The organism is Paenibacillus sp. P4_E11, assembly GCF_056401635.1.
The window spans coordinates 1-26,052 of the sequence record NZ_JBFUIX010000050.1; the positions used below are offsets into that span (position 1 = coordinate 1).

The window sequence follows — 26,052 nt, forward strand, 5'->3', positions numbered from 1 at the left end:
GGATGAGTCCTTCCCAAGGTACTGCCTGGCCGCCGAATGCCCGCTCCGGATATTTATGAGCTTGTTGTATGACAGTATCGAACGGCTGCTTGTTGTACAGCATCACTGCCAAATAGTTGCCGACAAATCGATGGCTTGGATCATTCTTCATAGCCGCTTCGAATTGTTTCTCTGCTTCAGTCGTTCTGCCCTGCTTCATCAGAGCAGTTGCTTGAATGGACTGAACATAGGACGGCACGGGATATTTCATAGCCTGCTCATATTGTGCATACCACTTGTTGAAACTAGCCCAATCTTGCAACTCATAGGCCGAATAAGCCAGATCGAACCAGTACGATTCCGCCGGATGAATCCTCACGATCTCCAATAAGTAGGGTATGGCCGCACTAGGCTTCTCTTTACGGCCCATAACCGCGGCTTCAGCTTGTAGAATTCGAATAATCATACGAAGTGCATGTACATCATTAGGCTTGTTCGCATGTTCGCTGCGGTACTCGTCGAGTGCCTCCCGCACTTGCCCCTTCAGCAAGAGCTCATCTCCAAGAGTCAAGGTGCGTTCTGCTAGAGTGAAAAACGGCAAATTACCGATTGAGTCTTCATTCAGCCGATACCCTCCGCTTTTCGTCAAAAGATTACCGTTCGCTGTATAAGCTTCTACACTCCAGGAAAACCGACTGCCAACAGAAGCAAAGCCAAGAATCGATGCTGGTTCAACCGAAGACAAGTCCCCGGACGATCCGAACGATACACCCATCTTCAAATCGTACAGTTCCTCGATAGGAACTTGAATATGCGTGTCGGTAATATGGGTGCGAAGAAGTCCGCTTAAGGAACCACTTTTCACTGGCATTGAGGCCTGAACCGAATAGTAAGCCGCTCCGGTAACAGGCTGCCACTGAAACTGGATATTCGGTCCCTTCACTTTCTGTTGATTGACAGGTGATATCAGCTCTAGCAAGGGCTGCAGCACAATATCTTGATTCAAGTTCACGGATTCCCTGATGTCAATCCAATCGTAATTGTTAACCGGCCAAATCCAACCGCTGATCTGATCGAATTTCACGCCGATACTCAACTGATAGCTGCCTGAAGCAACACCGTTGAAGCTATATCTCCCTTCAGAGTCGGTAATGGTCTGATACGGATCGGACTCCAATACACTTCGATTCACAGCTTTCTCATCACGAAGGAATACACTAACTCGTGCAAGCGGCTGTCCATCAACCCGCTTAACCACTCCTGAAACGCGGGATGTCATATTATTAATGTCATTAACTTTCGATGGATCTTGATCTATTCGACGCTGGGTAATTTGCTCCCGAACCTTGGCAATCCCTTCCTTCAGGTAGCTGTTATTGGATTCTAATGTAGCTTCAAGCTCCTGAAACACTTGTTCGGCCTTCTGATCCTCGACATGCTCCGCATACAACTTGCCCCGCTCCAGCATTAGTTCGCTCCGCTGAGATCGATAGCGTTCTCCTACCAACCGCCCTTCAGCCATCTCCAACACCTGCACGGCCTGCTCAAGCTGACCCTCGCTGTTATAATAATAGGCCAACTGCTGAGCCGAGCGGGACAAGTAGCCATTAGCTTCAGCTCCTCGAACATACTGCTGCAAATACGGAACTTTCTCCTCCCAGCTAAACGTTTGCCTGGCAGCGGAATAATTCACTTGTGTGAGGCCCGGACTTATGAAGATATCGTAATTTCTTGTTCCAGTCGCCTTGTCAGGACCGGGCTCAATCATGTATGTGCGAATCAGTTCCCATTTCTGCCGCTTGGTAGCCGCATTGTCGATAGCCTCCAGCAAATGAACTTTACCAACGTCTTCACCGGTTACATACTCATGACGGGCCAGCAACAATCCCACTTGAGGGAAAATAACTCGTGTGCATAACGGTATGACTAGACAGATGACGAGGCTGAGAAGGACCACATGTTTAACTTTTATTTTGATTCTCATTGTGCGCTACCGCCTTTTCATAGTCATCCTTCCAGTAAGTGTTGCCCCCCGCTTCGACTAACTGCCCTTTCTGAATACCATCCTCATGCGGATTTTGTTTGGTTGAGTTAACGGCAGAGAGAGTGAGAAGGATTGCAGCTGCAGCTCCAAGCGGGGCAATGGGAACGTCCACAATTTCTTTATTCCAGAACGCTGCGATTCGGGCTTTCCATGTCTTGGGATGCGTGCGATCTAATACGAGTGTCGTTTGTTCAAATTGCAATCCCAGCTCATTCAGTTCTCCCTCCAGCCGATCCTTTATCGATACCTTATCCATGCTCACCTCTCTACGCCTCCTTGTTCTAAAATCACCCTTAACTGGGTCCTCCCACGGGCTAACCTGGCCTTAACTGTATTCTCATTCGTATGAATAAAGTCGGAAATTTCCTGAATGCTCATCTCGTTATAGTAGTAGAGCGTAATCGCTTCCCGGTATATGTAGGTCAGCTTATGAATGGCGTCGCTCAGCCGTTCCTTGCGCCATTCCAGCATGAATTGCTCCTCCGTCTCAGATAACATATGCTTATCGACGAGCGGTTCCATCCTGGCAAAAGGGAATAAGTGCTTCCAGTCCCACCTTCGCTGCTTCATGCGACATCGATTAATGGCAATCCGGGTTAGCCAGCCTTTCAGCTTCTCGGGCTGTTGCAGCTGTCCGATCTTGTCAAAGGCTGTGATAAACGTATCTTGAACCGCTTCCTCTGCAGCCCCGCGATCCTTAAGAAGCAAAAAGGCCGTCCGTAATAAGTAATCGCCATACAGCTCGATTACCGATCGAAGCGCTTCTTCGTCTCCCACTCGTAATCCCTGTACGACATCCAGACTTGCTTCCCCCTCTCTCCACTCTTATACAGATGCCTGTTAACCTCAACAGGTTGCAAGATGAACATAATAAAATCCGCATCTTTCAATGCGGATTGTGGCTTGGCTATTACGCTGTACTAGTTCGCAGTACTCACAAAAATTACCCCCGCTTGACGAGCAACCAATAACAGACGAACGCTCCAATATCGGCCGCGGCAATGACGATGCCCATCGGTAAAGCGGTCAGGCTGCCTCCCAGCCCTACAAGCGGAGCAACCGTAGCGCCGAAGATGAATGGCAGCAGCCCAAGTAAAGCGGCCGCACTACCCGCGGACTTCGCCTGATGCTGCATAGCCAGTGAGAAGCTGGTCGTTGCGACGATCCCTACGCTTGATACGACGAAGAATAGTGGGATCGCTACAGCAACTAGCCCCCCTCCGCTGACTATGGCGATTAACAGGCTAGCTCCGGCTAATGCAGCCAGACTCAAGCCTGTAAGCAGCAGCTTGGACTCTTGAACGCGTCCAGCCAATCGTCCCGTAATCTGAGAGGCCATAATGATACCTGCGCCGTTGATGGCGAAGAACAGAGAGAAACCTTGCGGTGACACACCGAACAGCTCTTGCAGCACGAATGGCGACCCGGAGATATACCCGAACATGGCGGCCATCACCAATCCTTGCGACCAGGCATATCCCATGAATGAACGAGTTGTCAGTAACCTGCGATACGTGGCTAGCGTATCCTTGATCTTCCCTGTAGAGCGTCGTTCGACGGGCAACGTTTCCGGCAAACCGAACAAGACAGCCAAGAACATGATGATCCCAATGACGAACAAGACGACAAATACACCTTGCCAAGGCACGACCTTCATCAGCTGACCGCCGAAGATTGGAGCAAGAATAGGAGCCGCTCCGTTCACCAGCATCAGCAAAGCGAAAAATTTGGTCAACTCCGTACCGGCGTACATATCCCTAACAATCGCCCGGGCGATGACGATCCCGGCAGCGCCTCCCGCTCCTTGAATGAATCTGGCTATGATCAGAACCGTTATGGAGGGAGCAAGCGCGCACATAATGGAGGCGACCATATAGACGATCATAGCCAACAAGAGCGGCTTGCGCCGACCATGAGCATCACTTAATGGCCCAACAATGATTTGGCCTAACGCCAATCCAAGCAAACAGGCAGTCAAGCTAAGCTGAGCCAGCGATGTGGTCGTACTCAGGTCGTTTGTCAAGGCAGGTAGAGCTGGTAAATACATATCGATGGACAGCGGGCCGAACGCACATAAAGAACCAAGTACAGTTGCAATCCATAACCGTCTTAGTCGCAAAGGCGGTTCCAACATAGCTTCCGATTGGTTCATTACGAACGTTCCCTCTCTTCACCTTGTCGCTCATAATAAATAATGCGATTGCCGAATGGGTCCTGGATGCACATTTCCTTCGTATTCCACGGGGTACTCTCAACACCCGGACGGGCATAGCGATATGCCTTGCCCAACAGCTTGGCATGCCACATGTCGATATGCTGCACTTCAATTCGTATCGCCGATCCTGGCGTACTATCTCCATGGTGTTCGGACAGATGTATAACGAGCTGGCCGCCGTCCGAAACCTGAATGTAAAGCGGCGTTCCAGGCTCGAAACGATGCTCCCAGTCGAGCTGCAGCTCCAAGAAGTCGATGTAGAAGTCCTTCGCCTTCTCCTCGTCGAATATTCGCAAAATCGGGATGACCGGGCTCCGTGCTGCATCCGCCGCCTTTTTCTCATTATAGGCTCGCAATAACGTATATCGATTCCGAACGCGGTGAGCTTCAGTCAGACTGCGCAGCAGCAACTCCCGATCAATCCCGATCGCCTCAGGTGCAGCTGGCCCTCCAGCTTGCTCCAGCAAGTCGCGGATACGTTCCAGACTGAGAATGTGATTCAATAATGAAAGTACTTCCTCCGGGTAAGCATGCATGAATTGTGAAGCTGCGAGCGAATGATACAGCTTGGAGATTTCGATGCAAGCAATGCCCACCTTGGCACCGTGCAACTGTTGCTTACGTCCGAGCTTCAAATATTCCATCTCCCAATAATGGGACAAATGATGTTCAGCTCCGGAGGCAGGGTGAGATTGCCCGAACAGCAGCATCGCTAGACCCGACTCGATCAACGCATTCATCAGCAGGCGAATTCCGTTCTCACTGCGGCTGCCGATCTCGGATACATGTTGCACACAGGCTTCCAGCGCATCGCTCGTGATCCGTGCCGCTGCTTGGCAATAAGGTTCACCTGCGGTAAGATGGCCGAATTGCCAATCGAATAACGAGGTCGTCTTCCCCAGCATGTCGGCAAATCCGGCCGCAACCAAGCGCTGAGGTGCTTCCATCAACACATTCAGGTCGGCGAATATCGCAACCGGTGCGATAGCCGGGATGGTCGTCTTCACCCCGCGGATAATAAGCGGTGCCCCAACAGACGTGAACCCGTCAACGGAAGGTGCAGTCGGAATGGAGATGAATGGCTTGCCCATCTTATAGGCAGCGAACCGGACCAGATCATGGATCGTCCCGGATCCTACGGCTACAATCGCATCGATCGACTGATGGGGGACATCCAGCAATAGTTGCACAAGTGAAATCTCATCGGCCACTACATCCCCTTGTGTATCAGGTTTAATTATACTAAGCACGGTTTGGATACCCGCACTTGTGAGGTTATTGATCAACGATTGTCCTGCAGCTTGATACGTATTCGCGTCCGCAACGACAGCTACTTGTTCATAAGCATAGTTCTTGAGATAGTCCGCCACCTGCAACAACGCATCACGATCAACCACGACCTGGTCCAAAGTAATGGCGTTATGCTTCCCACAAGAGCAGGCTGCGGTGGCCGACGTAATTCGGTTCATCATGTCTTCCATTCGTAATCCTCCCTCCTGTCTCTACTTATTTCAATATAAACGTCTCGACGGCGTAGGAGATTCCGTCTTCATGAATCGATTGGGTCACATGTCTGGCCCGTTGCTTCAATTCCTCCGTCGCATTGCCCATGGCGATGCCCACTCCTACGGCTTGGATCATCTCCATGTCGTTCAAGCCGTCACCGAATGCCGCCGCTTCTTCTGGAGCAATTCCCAGATGGTCCAACAGCTGCAGCAGACCAACCGCTTTATTCATTCCCGCCGGATTCAAGTCCAATGCCCATGTCCGCCATCGGTGCTGATAATACGACTCCGTCTCTCCACTGAGATAGGATGACTCATCCTCCTCACCACAAAATAAAATACATTGGTACACATCCGGGAGCGTCACATTATGAAGCTGTGTAATGTCCAATAAATCCGGTTCCATGAAGCCGATTTCCTGCTGGGCTTGAACAAAATAAGGAGCGTCTGCAGGTTGATTCATAAACATCCGCTCTGACCCATACAGAAGAACCGTATGATTCAACTGCTGGGCAGCATTCAACCAACGGCGTATGGTGTCCGTCTCGAATTGTTGGCCGAATACCGTTCTCCCCCGATACCCAATGTGACTGCCATTGCATGTGATCGCCCAATCGATCCCAAGCTCTTCTCGCAGGGAAGCCATCTCATGCTCACTGCGTCCGGTGCACAATACAAGTGTAATTCCTTGCTCTCTAAGCTTATTCAAGGCCGCCTTGGTCGACTCGGGTAAGTAGTCCCGGTCCCGCAACGTACCGTCTACATCAAATGCTGCCAGTCTGATCATCTTGTGCCACCCCATTCATTCGTATACCTTATTATAACAGAGGCCCCTGTCTAGGACAGTTTCATTTTTGGGACACGCTAACAAGCCAAAAAAGAAGCTCGGGCTTGCCCTCGTCGGACCTCCCAAGCTAAGCGGTATGTTACATCTCTTATTAACCCGATATCACATTGCGMTCTGTTAACAGCCCTTTGAGTTGCTCCAGGCTAATGCCGTATTTTCCTGCAATGTCCCGTGCATAGCTAAGTCCTTGTGGCGGACCGGGAATGATCTTGTAGGATCTCTTGTGATACGCCTCAGTTGGATCAGTACCGGGTTCATTCCAATCCGATTCGCGAACAACACCAGAGACTAGGCTGACAATCGTACTATCTCCTGGCGTTTCGTCGTTCATCGACTGGGCACATGCGGCCAGCTCATGCAGATGCGTCGTAATGACCCCACGAACACCAACCATCCGGAACGCAATTACGAGGTCTTTCATTAAGTAGAGACTTTCCCCGGGGCTCGTAGAAGAAAACGTTTCATTCAACAAAATCAGACTATGTCGAGTCACCTTGGTGAACATTTCCCGAATCCCGCCTGACTCTATGCCCAACTTCCCACTCTCCATAAAGGGTAATTCTTCCACGTAAAATTGGGTGTAGATACCATCTGTAACACTGAGCACGGCTTCCGTACACGGAACATACATCCCGATCTGGGCTAACGCTTGAATCTGACCGATGGCTTGCGCATATGTGGTCTTGCCACCAGAATTCGGCCCGGTCAATAAGTACAACCTGCCTTCATCGTCAAATGATATATCGTTCGTTATGATGTTCGACGTCTTATCGTTAAGTCCCGATCCTTGACTTGAGGCCATGCGTATCGCTAGCGCGGGGTTGTACAACCCTTGAATCCGGCAAGTCCGATGTTCCATCGGAAGAAGCTTAGGTCGGCATATGGGCATGCCCGTCTCGCGTAATCGCTTCACATAGCCTACTGCAGCCAAATAAAAGGTGAGCTCGTCCTTCAATGGTCCGAGCCACTCCGTCTTCAGCCGGGTATAATCAGCAAGAAGCTTCTCAAAGGGACGAAGCACGTCCTTCAGCACTCGCTTCAGATCACGGAACATGATCGCCCTCAATCCGTTCAAATCCTTACTGAGCACAGAGTTGTCCTTGATAAAATCCGGGTGCGAATGCATGGTGCTCAAACCCGAAGACCAGTTCATCAAGGATAACATTTTACTAACCATGGAGCTGCCATCCTCGAACCGTTCTTCATTCACAGACAAGAGCGTAGCTTGTACCGGTTCCAATTGACCATTCAGATTGATACCGATCGTCACACTGGACATGCGATCAAGTCCTGGTTTGAGTCTAGAAACTTCTTGCTCCAGCCTAATGAATGAATCGGATTGCATTTCTTCCGACAGCCGCTGCCTCAGCTTCAGCAAACCATCAGAGCGGAGCACGCCCTCAGGAATGCTTGAGAACGCTTCTCGTAAAGCACTCATGCAATTGACATACATTTCAAGCTCACGAAATCTCCATACCACCTTCATCAGATCGTCGGTCTCAGGACTTCGCATTACAGTACTTTCCGTCAATTCGCTGATGTCCGGTATGAGCGCAGAGAAGCAAGTAACCAATTGATCATATGCCAGCAAATCTTCTGTCACATCAAGCCGGTATTCCAAGACRGGAATATCCGTAGACGGTTGGGCGAATAACTCTTTTAATGCATTCTCCTTGGCTCCCTTCACCTTGAGCAGGCGAAGAATACTGAGCATGTCCAATTGTTCCCATTGCGCCTCTGTCAGACGAAAAACTCCAGCTTCCGTCGACGTCAAGGGACTTAGCAAGCTGACCGGGGCGTACTGCATCCTAATCTTCCTCTCTTATATAGTCACACCGCATGTACAGCTGATTGCGGGGATTCCTGTACCGGGAAATCGGGATTATGCTGCATCGTGGTTGGGTTCGCGATCCATACCGCCGTCGCACAGTTCAGATGGACATTTGCTGTAGTAATAATAGGATCAATAATGGGATTGATGGCGATCAACAGGATGATGGCGGCACTAGACGGCAGCCCTAACGGCGCTGCTACCATAGACAGCATCGAGAGCGACACAACTCCAGGCGCTCCAGCTCCTGCAACAGCTGCCAACACGGAACCGACCAAGGCTATTACAATCCCGTCAAATCCAAGTGGAATAAAATAAAGTTGTGATATAAACACAAGCGAGAGCGAGAACACGAGCACCATGCTAAATCGACATAATATAATACCCAATGGGATGACCAGGTTGACAGTCCGTTGCTCCAGGTGGAACTTGTTCAACAGTACCTCTAGAATCGATGGCATCGTAGCGATACTGTTCCGTGTTCCGAATGCGATAATGAGCGTCTGCCGCAAATCCTTCCAAGTCTGCAAGTAAGAGATTCGCAAGCGAATCGAGATCAGTAATGCGCTGATTAACATCATGACGATCGACGCTCCGTATATCACGAGCACGAACTTGCCCATCGCCAGCATCATTTCAACACCTGTACGGGCGATCTGTCCAGCCATAATGCACAACAATCCAACCGGTAATACGTATAACGTCCAGCCGATCGCCTTCTGAAACACTTTGAATATATGCTCCATCACGTCGAACAGCATCTCACTCTTATTGGCCGATGGTACGAATCCAGCAGTTATGCCGAATATCATCGAGAAAAATAAAATTTGCAAGCTGTTCCCTTCCACCATGGCACCGAAAATATTAGAAGGAATCATATTGAGGAAAAACTGCGCGATCCCGATTGTCGAACCTGACCCGCTTCCACTGCCGCTGACTTCCGAGTCCACAAGCACTTGTCCCAGCACAGCACGCGTTTCACTGGACAAGCCTGACCCCGGTTGACCGATCCAGCCAGCTAACAGTCCGAGCGCACTAACACTAGCCAGCATAACGACGAAGAAAACGATCATTCGTTTCAAATATTGGGACGTTCCACTTGTGAGGATGAGTCGCCCCAAGCTAGGAACGATCGCTGTAATCATGATCGGAATGACACACATTTTCAAGAAAGAGAGGTACATATCTCCGATAGGAGCTATTCGTAGAGCCAGGTCCTTGTTCAACAAGCCCAGCAATGCACCGATGACCAGTCCGCCAATTATGGCCCAAGTCGTCTTCATCCACTTCAACTTCAGCACTGAACTTATCCGAAATGTTTTCACGAGGGCCTCCTGAGCTGGTTGTAGTCCTTAAGCAGCTTGTCTATGCTCATATTCACTTTATTCAGCTTCAAATATAGGTTCATCCAGTACAACAACTGCGTGTTCTGCGGTGCCACCGCGATCGCGATCAGGTCTTCCTTCTCCTCCAGAATCGAGATCTTCAGATCGATGGACCGCTCCGGCTTTTCGAATATGTATTTCTTGATTTCATTCTCATCGTATAGCACGGCCAGAAGGTTGCCTTCCGCGACATCTCGCATCATCGTTTCCATGTCAGTATACGTGACCAGCTCTGCATCCGGGAACAGTTGCTTGGCAAAACCAACATAGGATGTTCCCGACATGATTCCGATACGACTATGCAGTTTATTCACGACTTGAATGATATCCTGATTCTCCCGCTTCGTAAGGGCCAGCTGTGTCCGATTAATAATCAACGCTTGCTTCAGTACGATGTATGGCTCTGTAAACCTGACCTTAAGCGCTCTCGGTAACGTCACACTCAACTTGGATACCGCGATGTCGGCCTTCCCCTGCGCTACAATGTTAACGACCTCGTCGAATGACTGGGCGCTGCGATCGAATTCAACGGTAACCCCCAATTGCTTCGCCATGTCTTGAGCCAGCACAACATCACTGCCTACGAGTCTGCCCTGTTCATCCTTATAGAAAAATGGAGGTCGATCTTGCGAGTACATGGCCACGACAAGCTTCCCGCGAGCGATGATCGCTGACAATTCGGAAGCCGCCCCCGCGTCTGGGATTGACGTCGCAGGCTGTGTTAGTGCGGTCACATTACCCCCTGTCACAGCCGAAGAGGCAGCCGATTCGGCTGCCTGAGTGGGAAATAAAGTACGTAATCCTTGGAAACTACTAAAGAAGAATAAAATAATCATAGTCATGACTAATACGGTTACTACTCGACGTTGCCTTTGCAAAAGTACACCTGCTTTTTATCAAGAATAGATGGAAATAACCACATGTAGTGAAACGACCGAACAACGAATCACGTATACTAGCATTATAAGACAAAATAAGTAAAAAAGGTGGATGAAAATGGATTTCACGTTATACGCCATCCTGTCTCTCATCGTACCGATCATCGGATTACTCGGTATTATCGTAGTCAAGATGATTAAGAACAAGCAACTTCCGGATAGCCGGTATACCCCGTTCGACTATATTACCGGTCAATCCAATGTACAGTTTCACGAGGAGAAGGAAGCGAAGCAGGAGGAAGACGATCAAGGTGACGACAAGAACAAGAATCGCAAGAAATTGCGAATTCGATTAACGAACAAGTAAGATTCGACCGGCATTCGCGTCTACAACAACTCGATCCCCATGACGCAGCAATTTCYTCGCATCGGTAACAGCCACTAGAGCGGGGATGCCTTGTTCCCGTGCGTAGATCGCTCCATGTGAAAGAAACCCGCCTGTCTCGGTTACGATGGCTGCAGCCGAAATGATGTTAGATGTAAGAATTGGCGACAAGATGGATGTCACAATAATCGATTCCGCTGTCATCCGGCTATATATCGCACGATCCAACGGATTATCCACGATGAATACGATCCCCTCAGCCACTCCTCCTGATGCGGTCTGGCCTGTTATGATCCGATCCCGCTTCTCAATATCTACCGATCGTTCCAGCTCCCTACCATCTTGCAGAACTTGAGCTGGAATGCAGCATCGAGCTATCCGTAATTCCCTCCTTCTCAGTCGAATCTGGTCATGTACACGAATCGAAATCCCACCTGCAAGCTGATTGATTTCCTCTGCAAATAGATAAAAAATATGGTCACTATGCTCCAGGTAGCCGGACTGTTTCAGTCGCTCCCCCAGCTCCAGCAATAAGAGTCTTACTGACGCTGCTCCCTTGCTCAACAAATAATCATCGTTTTCTGTACGCAGCATCGCCTGTCTGAACTCGATCAAACACGTCATAAACGGGATTCGGTCACACTCTGGTATTTCGGCTTGTAATTGTGCGGCTCGTAATTGCCATTCCTTATTCTGCAGCCGTACATTGACGGTCTCTTCTCTACCCGCTTCCAATCCGGAAATAATTAATGTCATTAAACTTCCTGGATCTTCACGTAATAATGGCAAGCTGACAAGCGCTGGATGCGGGATTTCATAACCGAACTGATCGATGAATTGCCGGAAACGAAGTACCCATGGATGGTGCGGATGCAGCTCGATGTCCTTCGCGATAAGATGGAAATCAACCGTATGTCGGGCGTCGTGGATGAGGGCGTTCAATTGTTCATGCTTACGGGTCGTAATCGTATCCAGTCCTGCGGAGAGCGAGCTGAGCTCGACCTCCACATTCGTCTGCTCACCATTAGCGACTCTGATGTATTCTCGCAACCGCTTCCCGAGATCACGACGTAACTTGAGCCATTCCCGGCTCATATAGGCGGAACAGCAGCTTCGGAAATTGTCGATTCGCTCCTGCAATCGTTGCCATAGAGCCTCAATCGGAATTGCAGTCAAATCCTCCTGTATATATTGGTCGAATACTGGCTCGAATTTATTGTTAATGTGCAACCATTCCTCCCATATTGATAAGGAATCGGAATGACTGGGTGCAGTTAGTGTGAACTTCGGCATGATGTATGGATACGAACCAACAAACTGTGTATCCCAGTGTTCGGAGTGGAATAGGCCGCTTGGGTCCAGCGTCCGATCTAGCGGAGTTGCCGGCTCTGAACACTGATCGAGTAAAAACCATTGTCCAGGCATACGAGCAGAATCATCCGACATTTTTGAGGTGCACTGAAGTGCAGTGATAGGTCGCACCTGTAACCAATAGATCAACTCTCCCTCTATACAAAACTCAAGATCCACTTCATATTGAAGCTCGTTACGAAGCAGTTGCGCTTGATTAAGGAGCAGATCCGTGAATTCCTGTGAGATCGGTTCCGGGGATTCCGAATCCACCCAACCTCCATTCCTGTATGTCCAGGGCGTCACTTGTCCATTAACAAGCTGTTCTCCGCTTCCTTGTACAATCTCTATAACTGGTCCCCTACTCGGTGCTATGGGATTGACAGAGAATATGACACCCGACAAGTCAGCAGGAATGCGCTTCTGTACGATTACACTCATTTCTTCTCCTGTCTCGTCGGAGCCCAACACAGCTGAAACCGCATCTGGAAGTTGATTCGCATGCTGGATCATCATCGTCACATACTTTCCAGCGAGCGAAACCTGTGAACCATCTTCACTAAGCGAGGACGACCGAATCGCCCACCCGCTCGTTGAGGGGAGTCTGTGTGGAAGTTCATCAGCAAGCTTCGAGAGGCTTGTAGCATAACTTCCGGTGTAGGATCGTGAAGTGAACCATGTGCGGGGTAATAGCAATGCTTCCGGTACGTTGCAGCCCAAGTCCACCAGCTGTTTCAAGCGGAAGGCCTTATACCCGACATCAATAGGTGAAACTGTAACTCCCTCATCATGCAATTCGTAGATCATCACAAAAACCCTCCCCTATCATCAATGGCTGTCATTCTCGATCACAACTTGCAAATTCGGATAATCGGCTGCCAGCTCTGACTTTCGCTGCTCGAGTCTGTCTAGGTTGAAGCAGGAATGAAACAATTCCGGGCTTGGGGTGAACGTTACAGACGTTCCACTCTCGCTAGTAGCGCCGACAACCTGCACACTTGTCAGTGGAATTCCGTTGCGATATTGCTGCCTGAATACTTTACCTTCGCGGCGTATTTCTACCGTCAAAGCCTGAGATAGAGCGTTCACAACAGCAATGCTTATGCCTTTCTCGCCCCCCGGTGCCACATAACCACTCCCTTGACTTTGCATATCCGTTAGAATCGTCTGTACGATCGGTTTATCTGTTCGTGGAAGGACTTGAACCGGAATTCCTCGGCCATTATCGGCAACGGTGACACTTCCGTCCAGGTGTAGGAAGAGCCTCAATTCCGAGCCATATCCGGCTCGATGCTCGAGTATGGAGTTTTCCATCACCGCCCAGAGCAGCAGATGAACGTCATGACCTCCTTCAATCTCTTGACCCAAATACCGAGAAGCCTGATTGCGTGCTTGTGTCATATCGATGAAGTCACTCGTATCCAGTACATCGTTAACCGCCGCCAACAACAGCACGAGCGGGAGTGTTCGTCCGTTCGAGATGACATACYGCCCCCCACGCTCCTCCTGGGTCAACAGATCAGCACCGGCCAGAGCTTTTAGATGGTGGTACAACTGCCCGGTCGTCCCCATGTTCAACCGTTCGACAAGTTCGATCCCAGTCAGCGGCTCCTTCATGATTTCCATCAAAATATCCAACCTCATCTCGTGGCCGAGAGCCGCCAGCACCTTAGCTGCCTTCTCGCTGTTCGTCTGTAATACATCCTGAAGCTGTCGTTCTTGCGGCTCCCAGCGGACGCTCCGCTCATTACTAGCTAGTTGTCCGGAGTAATGAACCGAACCTCTAACCTCCTCCACACCAGTCGCGAGTAATGGTGGCTGTGAGTGAAGTGGTAATGGGGAGGATTGTGATACTGTCCGCACGTTCGGCGGATTTGTGCTCAATTGCTCAATGAGTTGCTTTATCTCCGCTACTTGTGCCTGTAGTACGTCGATCTCCATCCCGTAATCTCTAGTCATCAAAAATACCTCCACAGACAAATGTTTTATGTAATTACGTATTACGCTATATCGTAATTATATCATTGCATAAAAAAACAGTCCAGAACATTCGATCATTCTCGGACTGTAGTTGGATGAAGCATCTCCATAAAAGCGGTATGCGATTGGGACATCCATTTCTTTTTGTGATACACAAGCTGAATGTAGAACCTCAGCTCAGGATGAGTGAAAGGAAGAACGGATAATGCTCCTTTCCTGACCTCGTCGGAAACGACAATCTGTGGGAGCAAAGCAATTCCCAAGCCGTACAACACACATTGCTTGATCGCTTCCAGACTGCCCAGCTCGAAGGAAATCCGGAAGTCCACCCCACTATCCTTAAGCAGCTTGACGAACGATGATCGGTATAGACAACTTTCTTCCGCAACGACAAACGACTGTCCCTGCAAATCCGCAACCGTGAGGACTGATAGCTGTTCTAAGGGGTGGCCCGGCTTTGCTACGATTACAAGCGGCTCTTCACGAAGTGTTATACAGTCCAGCAAAGGGTATTGTGCCTTCCGATCCAGCAGAATGCCCATATCGAAGCTGCCATCCCTCACTTGATCCACAAGCCCCGCTTCATTCACAGTGAAGAGCGATAGATGATTGCGCGGAAACTCAGCTTGCCATTGTTGCAAGTACGGGGGTAAGTAAAAAGCTGCCAACGACTCAATTGTACCAATGGATAAGTTCCCGGCTACGTGACTACCAATCGTCTCCTTGGACTCCGCATACAACTCCAACATGGGGAGAACAAGCTTCAACAGAGCCTCTCCAGCTGAAGTCAATCGTATGCCGCGACCGAACCGTTCGAATAAAGGCACGCCATACAGTTGCTCCAACTTCTGAATTTGGGTAGTCACACTGGACTGGGCATATCCCAGCTCCTCGGCAGCTTTCGTGAAGCTTCGGCATTTCACAACTTCGCGAAACGTTATGAAGTAATTCAGGTCCATCTCTCTCCGTCCATTCATCAATATTATTGATACTGTATATCAATCATTATAGATAACTCCGATGCAACAATCCATGCTATATTGGGAGCAATTCAACCACAAGGAGTGAACAATAATGTTGATCGCCGAACAATTAAGAGGCATTCACGTGCCTGTCATAACGCCCTTCCAGTCGAACGGAGATCTGGACCTCCCCTCCTACCGGACATACTTGTCCGAATTATTCAAACATCGCATTCACGGGATTGTCATTGGTGGGACAACCGGGGAATCACCCACCATAACTTGGGAAGAAGTTGAGCGGTTATACGTCGAGACGAAACGTGTGATGACTGAGCAACACATCGCGCTTCCCATTACCGTAGGAACAGGCACCAACGATACCGCCTCGACTGTCCGCAAAACAGAGCAAGCCCTTGCATGGGGAGCAGACGCCGTTCTGATCGTCGCTCCATACTACAATCGACCAGCTCCTGCCGGCATTATCGAGCATTATCGTAGAGCCGCAGAGGTCGGAATTCCTGTGATTGCCTACAACATCCCTTACCGAACTGGCGTTGAACTGTCCATCGATACGCTCAGGTCCATTCTCGCCATACCGAATGTGATCGGTCTTAAGGACAGCTCTGGCGGCATCCGCCAGTTGATCGAGCTATCTCGCGCCCAGACTAAGCCCGTGCTGTGCGGGGAGGATCTTTACTTCTATGCCGCACTTTGCGTTGGTGCGCGAGGCGGAATCGTAGCTTCGTCCAGTGTTGCTGCTGAGGAATTTGTCCAAGTATACGAAGCCTATCAAGCTGGCCGGATCGACGAGGCTCGAGCGGCATTCAATCGGTTGCTTCCACTGATTGAGCTGCTCTATCGTGAACCGAATCCTGCTCCGATCAAATGGCTGCTCGAGTATCGAGGTATTATACAATCTGGAACACTTCGCTTGCCTATGACCGAGATCAGTGCAGAGTTGATGAAGTCTCTGCAATGACTGTATATTGTATATCAGGAACTAATAGATTTGATTACGGAGGAAAGATCCGATGAGAATTGCAGTTATTTCTGATATGCATGGCAATGCCACAGCGTTTGAACCAGTCATCGAAGATTTGAAACAACAAAGTCCTGATTGTATCGTATGTTTGGGCGATATAGTGATGCGGGGACCGCAGCCAGTCGAATGTATCGAGATGGTCCGGTCCTTGAATCCATTCGTAACGATTCGCGGCAATTATGATGATAAGTTCCTCAAGCCGGAATGGACCCCGAACAATCATAAGCAAGAGGTGCAGCTTCGTGCGCTCAACTATGACAGGAGCCGGATTTCTATGAAAGACCAGCATTGGTTAACCACCCTGCCTACAGGGTTAAGTTGCGAATTCGAAGGAATACCTACGGAGCTGTATCATGCTTCCCCACACACATTGTACGACATCACATACCCTTGGGCTTCTCTCGAAGAAATCGATCGATTGTACAAGCATGAACATACGAAGCTGGTGCTGTTCGGTCACGTTCACCACGCTTTCGTCCGTACATGCAGAGGGAGACAAGTCGTGAACAGCGGAAGTATCGGCATGCCATTCGATGGAGATAACCGTGCCAGTTATGCAATCGTCGACCTGGATAGGAATCAGATCGCGATCCAATTGCGCCGAGTGGAATACGATTGGGAGAAGGCTATTCGGATTGCACGTGAGCTCGACATGCCGGATCTCGATTCATTCGAATATGCCTTGAGAACGGCCAGCTATCCTTATGATGCCAAGCTGGAGCAATCACTTGTTTAGAACACATACGTCCTAGTCATTGAAGCAACAAAATGCCCCGGCACCCATGTCTTGGATAACTCCACAGACGGGTGACGGGGCTAATAGACTAGAAACAATTTACTGCAGCTTCGATAAAAGGTTAGTCTTGAATTGTTGTAAGGCAATATCCGTATCGACGGTATATCCGCATTCCAACCCGACGAAACCATCGAAACCCGTTTGATTAATGGCATTAAGTATATTCAAATAATTCAACTCGCCTGTCCCTGGCTCATTCCGACCCGGATTATCGGCGATATGGTAATGATTGATCCGACTGATGTAGCCGGTCGCATTCCGAATGACATTGCCTTCCGTCACTTGTTGGTGATAGACGTCGAATACCAGCTTAACGAACGGACTGTCGACTTCATCCACGATGCGCACCGCTTCATCCGACGCCTGCAGGAAATGCCCCGGATGATTCACAAGCCCATTCAGCGGCTCCAGCTCCAGGATAACTTCATCTCGCTCACACAAGACGGCACAGCGCTTGAGCGTCTCGTTCATAGCGCGGATCTGCGTTTCCCGCGAGACGCCAGCGATAGCTTGACCGGTCTGGCTAATGATCGAGCGCGTCCCTAGTATCCGGCACGCTTCGATCGTCGCTTGTAACCCTGAGACATAGTCCTCGCGCTTCGTGTCGTCTACAAGGTTGAATTCCCGGGTGCAGGTTGCGATGATGCCAACCCCTAATCGTTGCTGTGCCTTCACAATCTCATGGAGATCCAAATTCCACCAAGCGTAATACTCCAGACCCTGGAACCCATGCTCCTTGATCTTCTCCAGATGATAAACCGCATCTTGTCCCTTGTAAGCCCCGATACAAAGCGATATGTTCATCGAGCCTGGTTCCCCTCTCTGCGCCTTAGAAAGCCCAGTTGCCGTTCCGGAAGATCGGCTCGCGCTTGCCGTCCTTCGTAATGCCGTCAATGTTCATTTCCGCCGAACCCACCATGAAATCTACATGCACGAGACTTGTGTTCACGCCAGCTGCGGTCAATTGTTCCTTCGTCATATCCGTACCGCCCTGAAGGTTAGTCGGATACGCTTGCCCAAGCGCCAAGTGATTGGAAGCATTCTCATCGAATAGCGTGTTATAGAATATCAGGTTCGAGTCGGAAATGGGTGAATGGAATGGCACCAAGGCTACTTCCCCAAGACGACGTGACCCTTCGTCTGTATCCAGCAAGTGTTGGAGCGTCTCGACTCCTTGCTCCGCCGTCATGTTGATCACCTTGCCGTTCTCGAACGTCAAGCTGAAGTTATTGATGACTGTTCCACCGTAGTTCAGCGGCTTCGTGCTGCGGACTACCCCATTCACACCGTCCTTATGCGGCATCGTGAACACTTCTTCGGTTGGCATATTCGGATTGAAGACGATGCCGTCCTGGGCGTCCTTCGACCCGCCTAACCAAGCATGGTTTTCTGGAAGCTCAATCGATAGATCCGTTCCAGGGGCTGAATACTCCAGCTTGTGATACTGCTTGGCATTCAAATAATCGACCTTCTCCCGCAAGCGGGCATTATGTGCGTACCAAGCTTCCAACGGATCGTCCAGGTTGATACGTGTCGCTTCGAATATAAAGTCCCACAGCTTGGCTTGTGCTTCCTCCAGCGGCAAATCCGGAAATACTTTGGCTGCCCACTGCTCATTCCCAATTGCAATAATCGACCATCTGGCTTTGTAGCTCATCGAATTGCTCCGGTATTTCTGCAAGGCCGAGGCTGCGGTCTTGGTAGCCGTAGCAACGCGCTTCGGATCGATATCTTTCAACAAATCAGGGTTCGGTGAAATTATCGATAAGAAGGCGGCACCGCCGTCACTCATCTCCTCCAAACCTCGTGCTTTCCACATCGGGTATTCGCTGAATGCCTCCTCCGGCGCCTGCTTATACTTGATGGCGGTAATTGCGTCGTCATTCCATTCAATATGTACGTTTTTGGCACCGACCGCATAGGCTTCTTCAGCCACTTTGCGCACCAGTTGTGCGGCTTCAATCGGGGCGTTAACGACCAAAGTTTGGCCTTTCTGTACATTGATTCCGACACGAACGGCGAGTTTGGCATATTTGCTCAAGTTGTGTTCCCAATTGCTCATGTTGTTCCCTCCAATAGTCATCATTTCAGTACATCGAAAATCATAGTCGATTCCACAAACCGTGTAAAGCACATCACAGTACTTCGCTAAAGTATGGTTTCCCATAATCCACCGAATCATAACCGCCTAACATGACCAGGCCGCTTGAACTTGAACCAAGGATAAACGCCTAACGATGTTTTTTTGACGCCGTGCGTTTGCCGAGTCGATAAACAATCAGCGAAGATAATCATTCTGAATCGTGAACAAAAACGAGCCACCGAGAGAAGCATTCAGTGACTCGTCTATGATGGAGGATTGGATTACAGTTTGTTGAATGTATCGGTCAGCACAGGGACAATCTGCGACTTCCGCGACACGACACCCTTCAATGTTACTTTATTGCCATCCAGCTTGGCGTTATATGCTTGCTCCACTGCACTTGCCGAACGCCCCAGCGCCACACCGATCGAATCGTTGTTCAAGATATCCGTTACAACGAACAAGAACAAGTCTAACCCCTTCTCAGCAATGATGCCATTCAGAGCGGCTTCGAGTTCCACTTGGCGGGACAATACATCGTTCGTGTCGATCGCATTCACTTGTGCGATTTCTACTTTGTAGCTGCCCATCTGGAATTCTTTCGCATCCAGCGAGATTAATTGAGCAATCGTCTTGTCGAGCAGATTCGCTCCAGCTTTCAGCATGTCCAAGCCATAGCTCTCCAGGTTAACGCCTGCAATCTCAGCCAGCTCACGAGCTGCAGCAACGTCTTCTGGTGTGCAGGTTGGCGATTTCAACAATAACGTATCCGATACGATTGCCGACACCATCAAGCCCGCGATCGCTTTCTCGATAGCCACATTGTTTTCCTTGAACAACTTGTTCAGAATCGTCGCCGTGCAACCTACCGGTTCAGCCCGATAATACAGTGGATGGCTCGTTTCGAAGTTAGCGATTCGATGGTGGTCAATTACTTCCGTCACCCGCACCTGATCGATGTCGCTCACGCTTTGTTGGCGCTCATTGTGATCCACGAGAATAACGCTCTTCACTTCACCTGCAACGCTCTCAACCAAGCGAGGTTGCTGTACTTGAAACGTATCCAGCACGAATTGCGTTTCACCGCTGATCGTTCCGAGCCGAACCGGCTCTACGTTGAAGCCAAGCTTAGTTTTCAAGTCAGCATACGCGATCGCGGAGCAAATCGTATCTGTATCCGGATTTTTGTGACCAAATATTAGTACCTTTTCCATTCCCATTCTCCTTCATGAATCATTTTCTATAGTTGATCTTCCAATCTCGATTATATCGCGAATATCTGCTTATTCCAATCCCTTTACATAGAATTTTACTCAACTGCGGACGGTTCCCCACCTCGATACCATTCTGCTTGCGCCCGGAACATTGCCGCATAGTCACTGTCTGCCGCGAGCAACTGATCGTGATTGCCGTCCTCCACGATTCGGCCATCGCGCAGCACGACGATCCGGTCTGCATAACGCGCCCAGCCGAGCCGATGCGAGACGAACAGCGCCGTCCGCCCTTCCGCCATGGCGCGGAACGAGCGGTACAGCTCGGTCTCGTGCTGCGGATCGAGCGCGGACGTCGGCTCGTCGAGCACGAGCAAGCGCGCGTCACGCAGCGCAGCCCGGGCAATGGCGAGCCGCTGCCACTGGCCGCCGCTCAGCTCGCGGCCGCCAGCGGCCAGCAGCCCGAGCCGGGCGTCGAGCCCGCCCGGCAGCTGCTGCGCAAGCGCGGCGGCGCCGCTCGCCTGCAGGACGCGGTGCACCGCCGCGTCCGTCACGGCTGCGTCCGGCAAGCCGAGAGCGACATTGTCACGCAATGTCGTCTCGTACCGGACGAAATCTTGGAATGCGGCGGACATGACCCGCCGATGCAGCTTGGGATCGAGCGCCTTATAGTCGGCGCCGTCCCATGTAAGGGTGCCTTCTGTCGGCGTATACAAGCCTAGAAGCAGCTTGACCAGGGTGGACTTCCCCGCTCCGTTCTCCCCAACAAGCGCGACAGTCTCACCCGGTCGCAACACCAGATTAAGATCGTGCAACACCGAGCCGTTACCGCCTGAATAGCCATAAGAAACATGATCCAATTCGATACGTCCAATCGTACCCGGTTCCTTCGAGGCTTGGGACTGATCCATGCTGATTCCCGTGCTTTTCTCTGCCTTGGGCTTTGCACAGTCTTTGTCCGCCTCCAGCGGCTCATTCAGAAACTCCGTCAAATCCAACAGTTGGGAGCTCTGAATATATATTTTCCCGATCGGAAAAGCCATTCGGGCCGATATGCCATATGCTTGTCGGATCGCCTGAAAGACGATGACCAGCGTCCCCGGTGTCACGCTTCCAGTCTGCATATGATAAAGCATCCACACCACCGCACCGGATAGTCCGGCAATTTGCACCAAGGAGACGATCATGCCCCGTCGAATTTCCCTGCGATTCGCATTGGAGCGTAGCGTCAGCGACTGACGCATCTCCTCTGTCCATCTCCGGATCAAATATCCGATCGAGCCAGAAATACGCATATCCCGGATCGTCTCCGACCTCGTAATCGTTTCCTTCAAATAGTCGGATTGGCGTCCGGACCGGGTCAAGTCTCGATTCAACCGGCGCTTGACGAAGTCAGACTCCACACGAATAAGTAAGGACACGATAAAAACTAGGACAAGCATACACCCGATTAACGGATGGGCAAGCATGGCTACGGCAATAGTCCCCAACACTTCGAATAGCATCCGGATGATGGTAATGACGTTGTGCAGTACCTCAAGCAGATGAGTCTCCGCCGTAGATTGCGCTCGCTGCAAGCGGTCATAATAGACAGCCTGATCCATCCGTTCAAGCGGAACATCCAGCGCCCGTCTCCGTACTTCTCGTTGAACGAGCATGGATGCGTTATGTTGTACGCGCATATTGATCATATTCTGGATAGCTTCCATTACCTTGGCGACGACGGCGATGCCGGCAATCCACAGTAAGGGGAGCAGCGCCTGGCTGAAACGCGCCACCCACCCCATTCCCGCCAATGATCCGGCGGTTATGAACAAATCGACAAGCTCTCTCTGAGCCGCATACGACAGAACGAGCAGCAAGCCTAACAACAAGGGGATGCCGATCCAAACTATGGTTGCAAGCGGCATGGAGCGCCCTATCCGCAATAACAGGTAGACGATGCCCTTCATGTATTCATTCACCCCTTCTCACACGTACCAAGCGGATTGCAGCTGGAACATTCGGAAGTACTCGCCTTGCTGTTCCATTAAATCGTTATGTGTCCCTTGCTCGATCAATTCGCCATCCTTTAGCACGAAGATGAGATCAGCGAGCCTGGCCGCCCCGAGTCGATGGGTGACGAGCATGGCGGAACGTCGTTCCGTTACACGCAAAAACAGCTCGAATGCCTCCTTCTCGGCTTGCGGATCAAGCGCTGCAGTCGGTTCGTCGAAGAACACGAAAGCCGCTTCCCTTACCAACGCCCTAGCTGTGACGATCTTCTGCCATTCTCCGCCAGATGGTTCGATGCCTCCGAATGAAGCTCCGAGTTGAATGTCCAAGTCCCGGAATGAATGACCAGCATCTGTGGATTGCAAGGCACGATGCAGGGCATGATCATGCCGAATCGCCTCCAGCTTGCCAAGAGCTATATTCTCCCGTAGCGTCATGTACAGCTTCGTGAAATCCTGAAAAACCGCAGATACTCGATTGCCCGATGAAGCAGCCTTTTCGATTCGACTGCCTTTATCATCACGCCATACGACTTCTCCTTCATCAGGTGTATACAGTCCCGACAGCAACTTGACCAACGTGGACTTCCCCGACCCGTTCTCCCCTACAACAGCTGCACGGCAGCCAATCGGAATAGCGAGGCTTACATCGTGTATCGCATCACTAGTCGCATTCGCATAACGATACGTTAATCGATTAGCTTGTAGCCACAATCCAGCAGGAAAATGACTGCTTGAAGCATCTTCCTCTTCCTCAGCGCTGCCATCTCTGACCAGACAGTCGGCATCTTCTGCTTCCTCCAATGCCATATATTCGCGGTAATCCCCCCACCTTATCACATGACTTCGCAAGGCTACACCTTGTTGCATCATAGAGTCGAGGAGCGACAATACCTTGTTCAAGGCCAGGAACAGCAAGGTGAATTCCCCAACAGATAACTCGACCGAACCGGGCATCAATACGAGCAAGGCCAAGATGATTGCGCTCATAAGCGCCAACCCAAGCTGAGGCATCAGTCGCCTAAGTTCAGCTGCTCGGAACGCTGTTCGTGTCTCTTTCGTCTGCGCTTCCAGCAGGGAAGTCCATCGTTGCATAAGCACATCACCTAACCCGAACAATCGAACTTCCTTGGATGATTCCCTTCCTGTCATTAACCCAGCATAATGGCGAACCATCCGACGGCTCGAGGCTTGTTCTCTTGTCACACGTTCCATGCCAACAACCGAATTACCGGAAACGATCAGCAGCAGAGGGGTTGCGATGCACATGACGAGTGCTGGGAGCCACTGTCCATACACCCATACAACCGCAAGCAGCAATACAACCTGTAGAGAAACTTGGAATAGATGGAGGCTTGTGTTGTACAGCTCATAAAGGGATATGTGTGAGCTCCGTTCTCGCAGGTCCTTGTATCGCGGTGCTTCCACAGTAGTCAGCGGCAACCTAGCGGTCTTGCTTAATAGAAGCCGTTGTCCTTCCAATGCTCCCAGCTCATTCAGCCTAGTCATCGCCATTGGCATCGGAACACCAAGTACGATGTTATTCACCAACATGAGACTAGCTAACCAACCAACGGTGATCATAATAGGCAGGATCGATTCCGGGGCTGTCCAAGCTTGGATCCGATCGATCAGCTCCTGAATGAGCCATAATTCAATCGGCATGATTGGAACGCTTAGGAGCAGGGTTATCGCCAATACGAGGACCGGCCTCCGTTCCACCCGATACAAGGTAACTGCTGCATCCCAGAAGCTTTTGACATATAAAAGAATAGCACCTCATCCTCCGATCCTTTCTTGCAAGAGCACTAGTATATACGATGAACACCGGAACTGCCATGGATCAATTCGATATAATGAAAGTTTATTGGACTCCATAAAAAAGAACCGGATCCTAAGATCCAGCTCTCTCTTAACCTCATTGCTATTATTTGAAAGCATTCAATTTCTTGTCAGCTGGCAATACAGCATTGATCTGATCTACATAGCCTTGGAAAATCTTCGTGCCGCTGAACTTGCTCATCAGCTCTTCACGATACTTCGGCCAGTTAGCACCGCTCTTGTCATCCAGGAGGGCAACGATTTGCAAACGACCCATTTCTTTACGGAAGTCAGCGATATTCATTCCTTGTGGAGGTGCAAGAGTTACAGGCTCACCAGCATGCTTAGGAATAGCTTCTACAAACTTGAGGACAGCGCGGTCGCGATCTGTCATTCTAGGATCGATAATCTCAAGCTTGAGAACGGACGGCTCATCCAAGTTGGTGAAGAATTTGTAAACGTTCAGCCAGTCACCATTCTTCGTGATGTCAGCATCGAATGCAGCTGGATCGATTGTAACTTTGCTGCCTTCTTTTTTGTAGTGCTTGCCTTCTTGACCGTAGTGCGTCATCAGGTAGCCTTCTTCGCCAGCCAACCAGTCGAGAATTTCAACGGAACGTTTGATCTTCTCAGGTGATTTGTCAGCTACAGACTTAGCGAACAAGAATGGAGCAGCTCCACCTGCAGTACCTTGCTTCCAGCCGTATGGTTGGTTAGCGAACGGGAAGATTGGCTGCCAGTCGGCTTTTGGGTCGATCAGCTTGGTTTTGGATTGAACACTTGAAGGGACGGATTCCAATCCAACTTCTTTGGTAGTCCCCCAGATCACGCCGATTTTACCTTGTGCGGCTTTGTCGTAGTGTTGTGGCGCTTTGTTGACGAACCAGTCCGGATCAACAACGCCGTCTTTGATCATATCTGCGATGCCTTGGATGACGTTTTGCACCTTAGGATCGGTTTGTACTTCGACAAAGTCTTTGCCAGTTAACATGAAGTCAGCTACAAGTCCATTGTTGATCCATTGTGGGAAGTCAAGCGGAATCTTGCCACCTGCAGCGGCAGCTGAGAAGCCGTAAGTGTCTTTCTTGCCATTGCCATCTGGATCGTTATTCGTAAAGGCCTTCATCACGTTCATCAACTCATCGTAAGTTTTCGGCGGAGTCAGGTTCAACTTATCCAACCAATCTTTACGAACATAGAATGAGCCGTAAGTCGTTTTTTGGAAAGGGATTGGTGAACGAGCGTGCTTGATCCCTTGCAGTTGGTAGTTATTCAGAACGTCTTGACTGATCCATTTGAAGTAGTTCGGCATAGTCGTTGGAGTTACGAACGTGCTCTGATCCGCCAACAGACCATCTACGGCATACTTCTGGCTCGCTGCACCATTCGCGAGGAACATGTCTGGAATGTCGCCGCTTGTCAACTTGACGTTCAGCTTCGTGTCATAGTCCGTGCCAAGAGGCAAAAATTCGATCTTCAGATCCACATTGAATTTCTCATCGATCTTTTTCTTCATGAAATCTTTGTCTGCTGCCGGGAGAACTGCGTTCGCAGGAGCTATAACAAACCATTTCAGAGTCAACTTTTCTTTCTTCTCAGGTGTTGCTGCAGTTGATCCCGTTGGTGATCCGGATGGCGAAGTGCTTGGTTTGGCTTCTTCTTTAGTGGAACATGCGGCTAGCACTACGCTCGCTACCAATACCGAACTGATGACTTTAAGCGCTTTCATTGAGATCCTCCCTTT

At 50.2% G+C, this 26,052-nt stretch carries 21 protein-coding genes; 3 read left to right on the forward strand and 18 right to left on the reverse strand.

Translation table 11 applies throughout. The features are described from left to right. The 9 genes from AC1DWB_RS18895 to AC1DWB_RS18935 all read right to left on the reverse strand — a co-directional run. The coding region (locus AC1DWB_RS18895) for a hypothetical protein (protein WP_477542640.1) at nucleotides 1-1,963 on the reverse strand (1,963 nt) is incomplete at its 3' end. After that, on the reverse strand, nucleotides 1,941-2,285 hold the full coding sequence (locus tag AC1DWB_RS18900) for a hypothetical protein (protein ID WP_477542641.1): 345 nt from the start codon (nucleotides 2,283-2,285) through the stop codon (nucleotides 1,941-1,943). The genes AC1DWB_RS18900 and AC1DWB_RS18895, both read right to left, overlap by 23 nt. Further along, nucleotides 2,282-2,800 (reverse strand): sigma-70 family RNA polymerase sigma factor, encoded by a 519-nt coding sequence (locus AC1DWB_RS18905; protein WP_477542642.1) that lies wholly within the window; start codon nucleotides 2,798-2,800, stop codon nucleotides 2,282-2,284. The genes AC1DWB_RS18900 and AC1DWB_RS18905 overlap by 4 nt, the downstream gene beginning before the upstream one ends. A 166-nt stretch (nucleotides 2,801-2,966) precedes the next feature. Next, on the reverse strand, nucleotides 2,967-4,175 hold the full coding sequence (locus AC1DWB_RS18910) for a multidrug effflux MFS transporter (protein WP_477542643.1): 1,209 nt from the start codon (nucleotides 4,173-4,175) through the stop codon (nucleotides 2,967-2,969). Further along, complete coding sequence (locus AC1DWB_RS18915) at nucleotides 4,175-5,719, reverse strand: glyoxalase superfamily protein (protein ID WP_477542644.1); 1,545 nt, start codon at nucleotides 5,717-5,719, stop codon at nucleotides 4,175-4,177. The genes AC1DWB_RS18910 and AC1DWB_RS18915 overlap by 1 nt, the downstream gene beginning before the upstream one ends. A 25-nt stretch (nucleotides 5,720-5,744) precedes the next feature. Continuing rightward, nucleotides 5,745-6,530, reverse strand: coding sequence for an HAD family hydrolase (locus tag AC1DWB_RS18920; RefSeq protein WP_477542645.1), 786 nt, complete (start codon nucleotides 6,528-6,530; stop codon nucleotides 5,745-5,747). Nucleotides 6,531-6,681: 151 nt separating this feature from the next. Beyond that, a complete protein-coding gene (locus tag AC1DWB_RS18925; RefSeq protein WP_477542646.1) occupies nucleotides 6,682-8,397 on the reverse strand; it encodes a MutS-related protein in 1,716 nt (571 codons plus the stop codon). Nucleotides 8,398-8,420: 23 nt separating this feature from the next. Further along, complete coding sequence (locus tag AC1DWB_RS18930; RefSeq protein ID WP_477542647.1) at nucleotides 8,421-9,746, reverse strand: dicarboxylate/amino acid:cation symporter; 1,326 nt, start codon at nucleotides 9,744-9,746, stop codon at nucleotides 8,421-8,423. Next, nucleotides 9,743-10,684 carry an ABC transporter substrate-binding protein gene (locus AC1DWB_RS18935; protein ID WP_477542648.1) on the reverse strand — a complete coding sequence of 314 codons (942 nt, stop codon included), beginning with the start codon at nucleotides 10,682-10,684 and terminating at the stop codon, nucleotides 9,743-9,745. Before AC1DWB_RS18935 ends, AC1DWB_RS18930 begins: the two co-directional genes overlap by 4 nt. Before the next feature lie 118 nt (nucleotides 10,685-10,802). Between AC1DWB_RS18935 and AC1DWB_RS18940 the strand changes: the two genes are divergently transcribed. Continuing rightward, entirely contained in the window at nucleotides 10,803-11,051 is a 249-nt protein-coding gene (locus AC1DWB_RS18940; RefSeq protein WP_477542649.1) for a DUF3951 domain-containing protein, read from the forward strand. Here AC1DWB_RS18940 and AC1DWB_RS18945 read toward each other — a convergent pair. The 3 genes from AC1DWB_RS18945 to AC1DWB_RS18955 all read right to left on the reverse strand — a co-directional run bounded on the left by AC1DWB_RS18945 (nucleotide 11,037) and on the right by AC1DWB_RS18955 (nucleotide 15,358). Continuing rightward, entirely contained in the window at nucleotides 11,037-13,226 is a 2,190-nt protein-coding gene (locus AC1DWB_RS18945) for a PEP/pyruvate-binding domain-containing protein (RefSeq protein ID WP_477542650.1), read from the reverse strand. The two genes, AC1DWB_RS18940 and AC1DWB_RS18945, sit on opposite strands and share 15 nt — an antisense overlap. Nucleotides 13,227-13,247: 21 nt before the next feature. Further along, nucleotides 13,248-14,378 (reverse strand): ATP-binding protein, encoded by a 1,131-nt coding sequence (locus tag AC1DWB_RS18950; protein WP_477542651.1) that lies wholly within the window; start codon nucleotides 14,376-14,378, stop codon nucleotides 13,248-13,250. 95 nt (nucleotides 14,379-14,473) lie between these two features. After that, nucleotides 14,474-15,358: a LysR family transcriptional regulator gene (locus AC1DWB_RS18955; protein ID WP_477542652.1), complete on the reverse strand. Its 885-nt coding sequence runs from the start codon at nucleotides 15,356-15,358 to the stop codon at nucleotides 14,474-14,476. A 115-nt stretch (nucleotides 15,359-15,473) separates the two neighbouring features. On the opposite strand from AC1DWB_RS18955, the gene dapA reads away from it, so the two are divergent. Together dapA and AC1DWB_RS18965 are read left to right on the forward strand one after the other, a co-directional pair. Then, nucleotides 15,474-16,340, forward strand: coding sequence for a 4-hydroxy-tetrahydrodipicolinate synthase (gene dapA / locus AC1DWB_RS18960; RefSeq protein ID WP_477542653.1), 867 nt, complete (start codon nucleotides 15,474-15,476; stop codon nucleotides 16,338-16,340). 52 nt (nucleotides 16,341-16,392) lie between these two features. Next, nucleotides 16,393-17,139 (forward strand): metallophosphoesterase family protein, encoded by a 747-nt coding sequence (locus AC1DWB_RS18965; RefSeq protein ID WP_477542654.1) that lies wholly within the window; start codon nucleotides 16,393-16,395, stop codon nucleotides 17,137-17,139. Nucleotides 17,140-17,238: 99 nt separating this feature from the next. Here the strand turns inward: AC1DWB_RS18965 and AC1DWB_RS18970 are convergent, their stop codons facing one another. From AC1DWB_RS18970 to AC1DWB_RS18995, 6 genes are all read right to left on the reverse strand, one after another. Next, a complete protein-coding gene (locus AC1DWB_RS18970) occupies nucleotides 17,239-18,003 on the reverse strand; it encodes a TIM barrel protein (RefSeq protein ID WP_477542655.1) in 765 nt (254 codons plus the stop codon). 25 nt (nucleotides 18,004-18,028) lie between these two features. Further along, the gene (locus tag AC1DWB_RS18975) at nucleotides 18,029-19,261 is read right to left on the reverse strand and encodes an aminopeptidase (protein WP_477542656.1); all 1,233 of its coding nucleotides are present in this window, start codon (nucleotides 19,259-19,261) and stop codon (nucleotides 18,029-18,031) included. A gap of 302 nt (nucleotides 19,262-19,563) precedes the next feature. Then, nucleotides 19,564-20,496: a manganese-dependent inorganic pyrophosphatase gene (locus AC1DWB_RS18980; RefSeq protein ID WP_477542657.1), complete on the reverse strand. Its 933-nt coding sequence runs from the start codon at nucleotides 20,494-20,496 to the stop codon at nucleotides 19,564-19,566. Between the two features lie 95 nt (nucleotides 20,497-20,591). Further along, nucleotides 20,592-22,445, reverse strand: coding sequence for an ABC transporter ATP-binding protein (locus tag AC1DWB_RS18985; RefSeq protein WP_477542658.1), 1,854 nt, complete (start codon nucleotides 22,443-22,445; stop codon nucleotides 20,592-20,594). An 18-nt stretch (nucleotides 22,446-22,463) separates the two neighbouring features. Next, nucleotides 22,464-24,185 (reverse strand): ATP-binding cassette domain-containing protein, encoded by a 1,722-nt coding sequence (locus AC1DWB_RS18990; RefSeq protein ID WP_477542659.1) that lies wholly within the window; start codon nucleotides 24,183-24,185, stop codon nucleotides 22,464-22,466. A gap of 229 nt (nucleotides 24,186-24,414) precedes the next feature. Continuing rightward, nucleotides 24,415-26,037 carry a type 2 periplasmic-binding domain-containing protein gene (locus AC1DWB_RS18995; protein WP_477542660.1) on the reverse strand — a complete coding sequence of 541 codons (1,623 nt, stop codon included), beginning with the start codon at nucleotides 26,035-26,037 and terminating at the stop codon, nucleotides 24,415-24,417. Between the last annotated feature and the right edge of the window lie 15 nt (nucleotides 26,038-26,052).

Coding starts and splice junctions, on each gene's coding strand:
- AC1DWB_RS18910 (WP_477542643.1), bottom strand. CDS start 4,175: ATGAACCAATCGGAAGCTATGTTGGAACCGCCTTTGCGACTAAGACGG.
- AC1DWB_RS18915 (WP_477542644.1), bottom strand. CDS start 5,719: ATGGAAGACATGATGAACCGAATTACGTCGGCCACCGCAGCCTGCTCT.
- AC1DWB_RS18920 (WP_477542645.1), bottom strand. CDS start 6,530: ATGATCAGACTGGCAGCATTTGATGTAGACGGTACGTTGCGGGACCGG.
- AC1DWB_RS18940 (WP_477542649.1), top strand. CDS start 10,803: ATGGATTTCACGTTATACGCCATCCTGTCTCTCATCGTACCGATCATC.
- AC1DWB_RS18955 (WP_477542652.1), bottom strand. CDS start 15,358: ATGGACCTGAATTACTTCATAACGTTTCGCGAAGTTGTGAAATGCCGA.
- dapA (WP_477542653.1), top strand. CDS start 15,474: ATGTTGATCGCCGAACAATTAAGAGGCATTCACGTGCCTGTCATAACG.
- AC1DWB_RS18965 (WP_477542654.1), top strand. CDS start 16,393: ATGAGAATTGCAGTTATTTCTGATATGCATGGCAATGCCACAGCGTTT.
- AC1DWB_RS18970 (WP_477542655.1), bottom strand. CDS start 18,003: ATGAACATATCGCTTTGTATCGGGGCTTACAAGGGACAAGATGCGGTT.
- AC1DWB_RS18975 (WP_477542656.1), bottom strand. CDS start 19,261: ATGAGCAATTGGGAACACAACTTGAGCAAATATGCCAAACTCGCCGTT.
- AC1DWB_RS18980 (WP_477542657.1), bottom strand. CDS start 20,496: ATGGAAAAGGTACTAATATTTGGTCACAAAAATCCGGATACAGATACG.
- AC1DWB_RS18985 (WP_477542658.1), bottom strand. CDS start 22,445: ATGAAGGGCATCGTCTACCTGTTATTGCGGATAGGGCGCTCCATGCCG.
- AC1DWB_RS18995 (WP_477542660.1), bottom strand. CDS start 26,037: ATGAAAGCGCTTAAAGTCATCAGTTCGGTATTGGTAGCGAGCGTAGTG.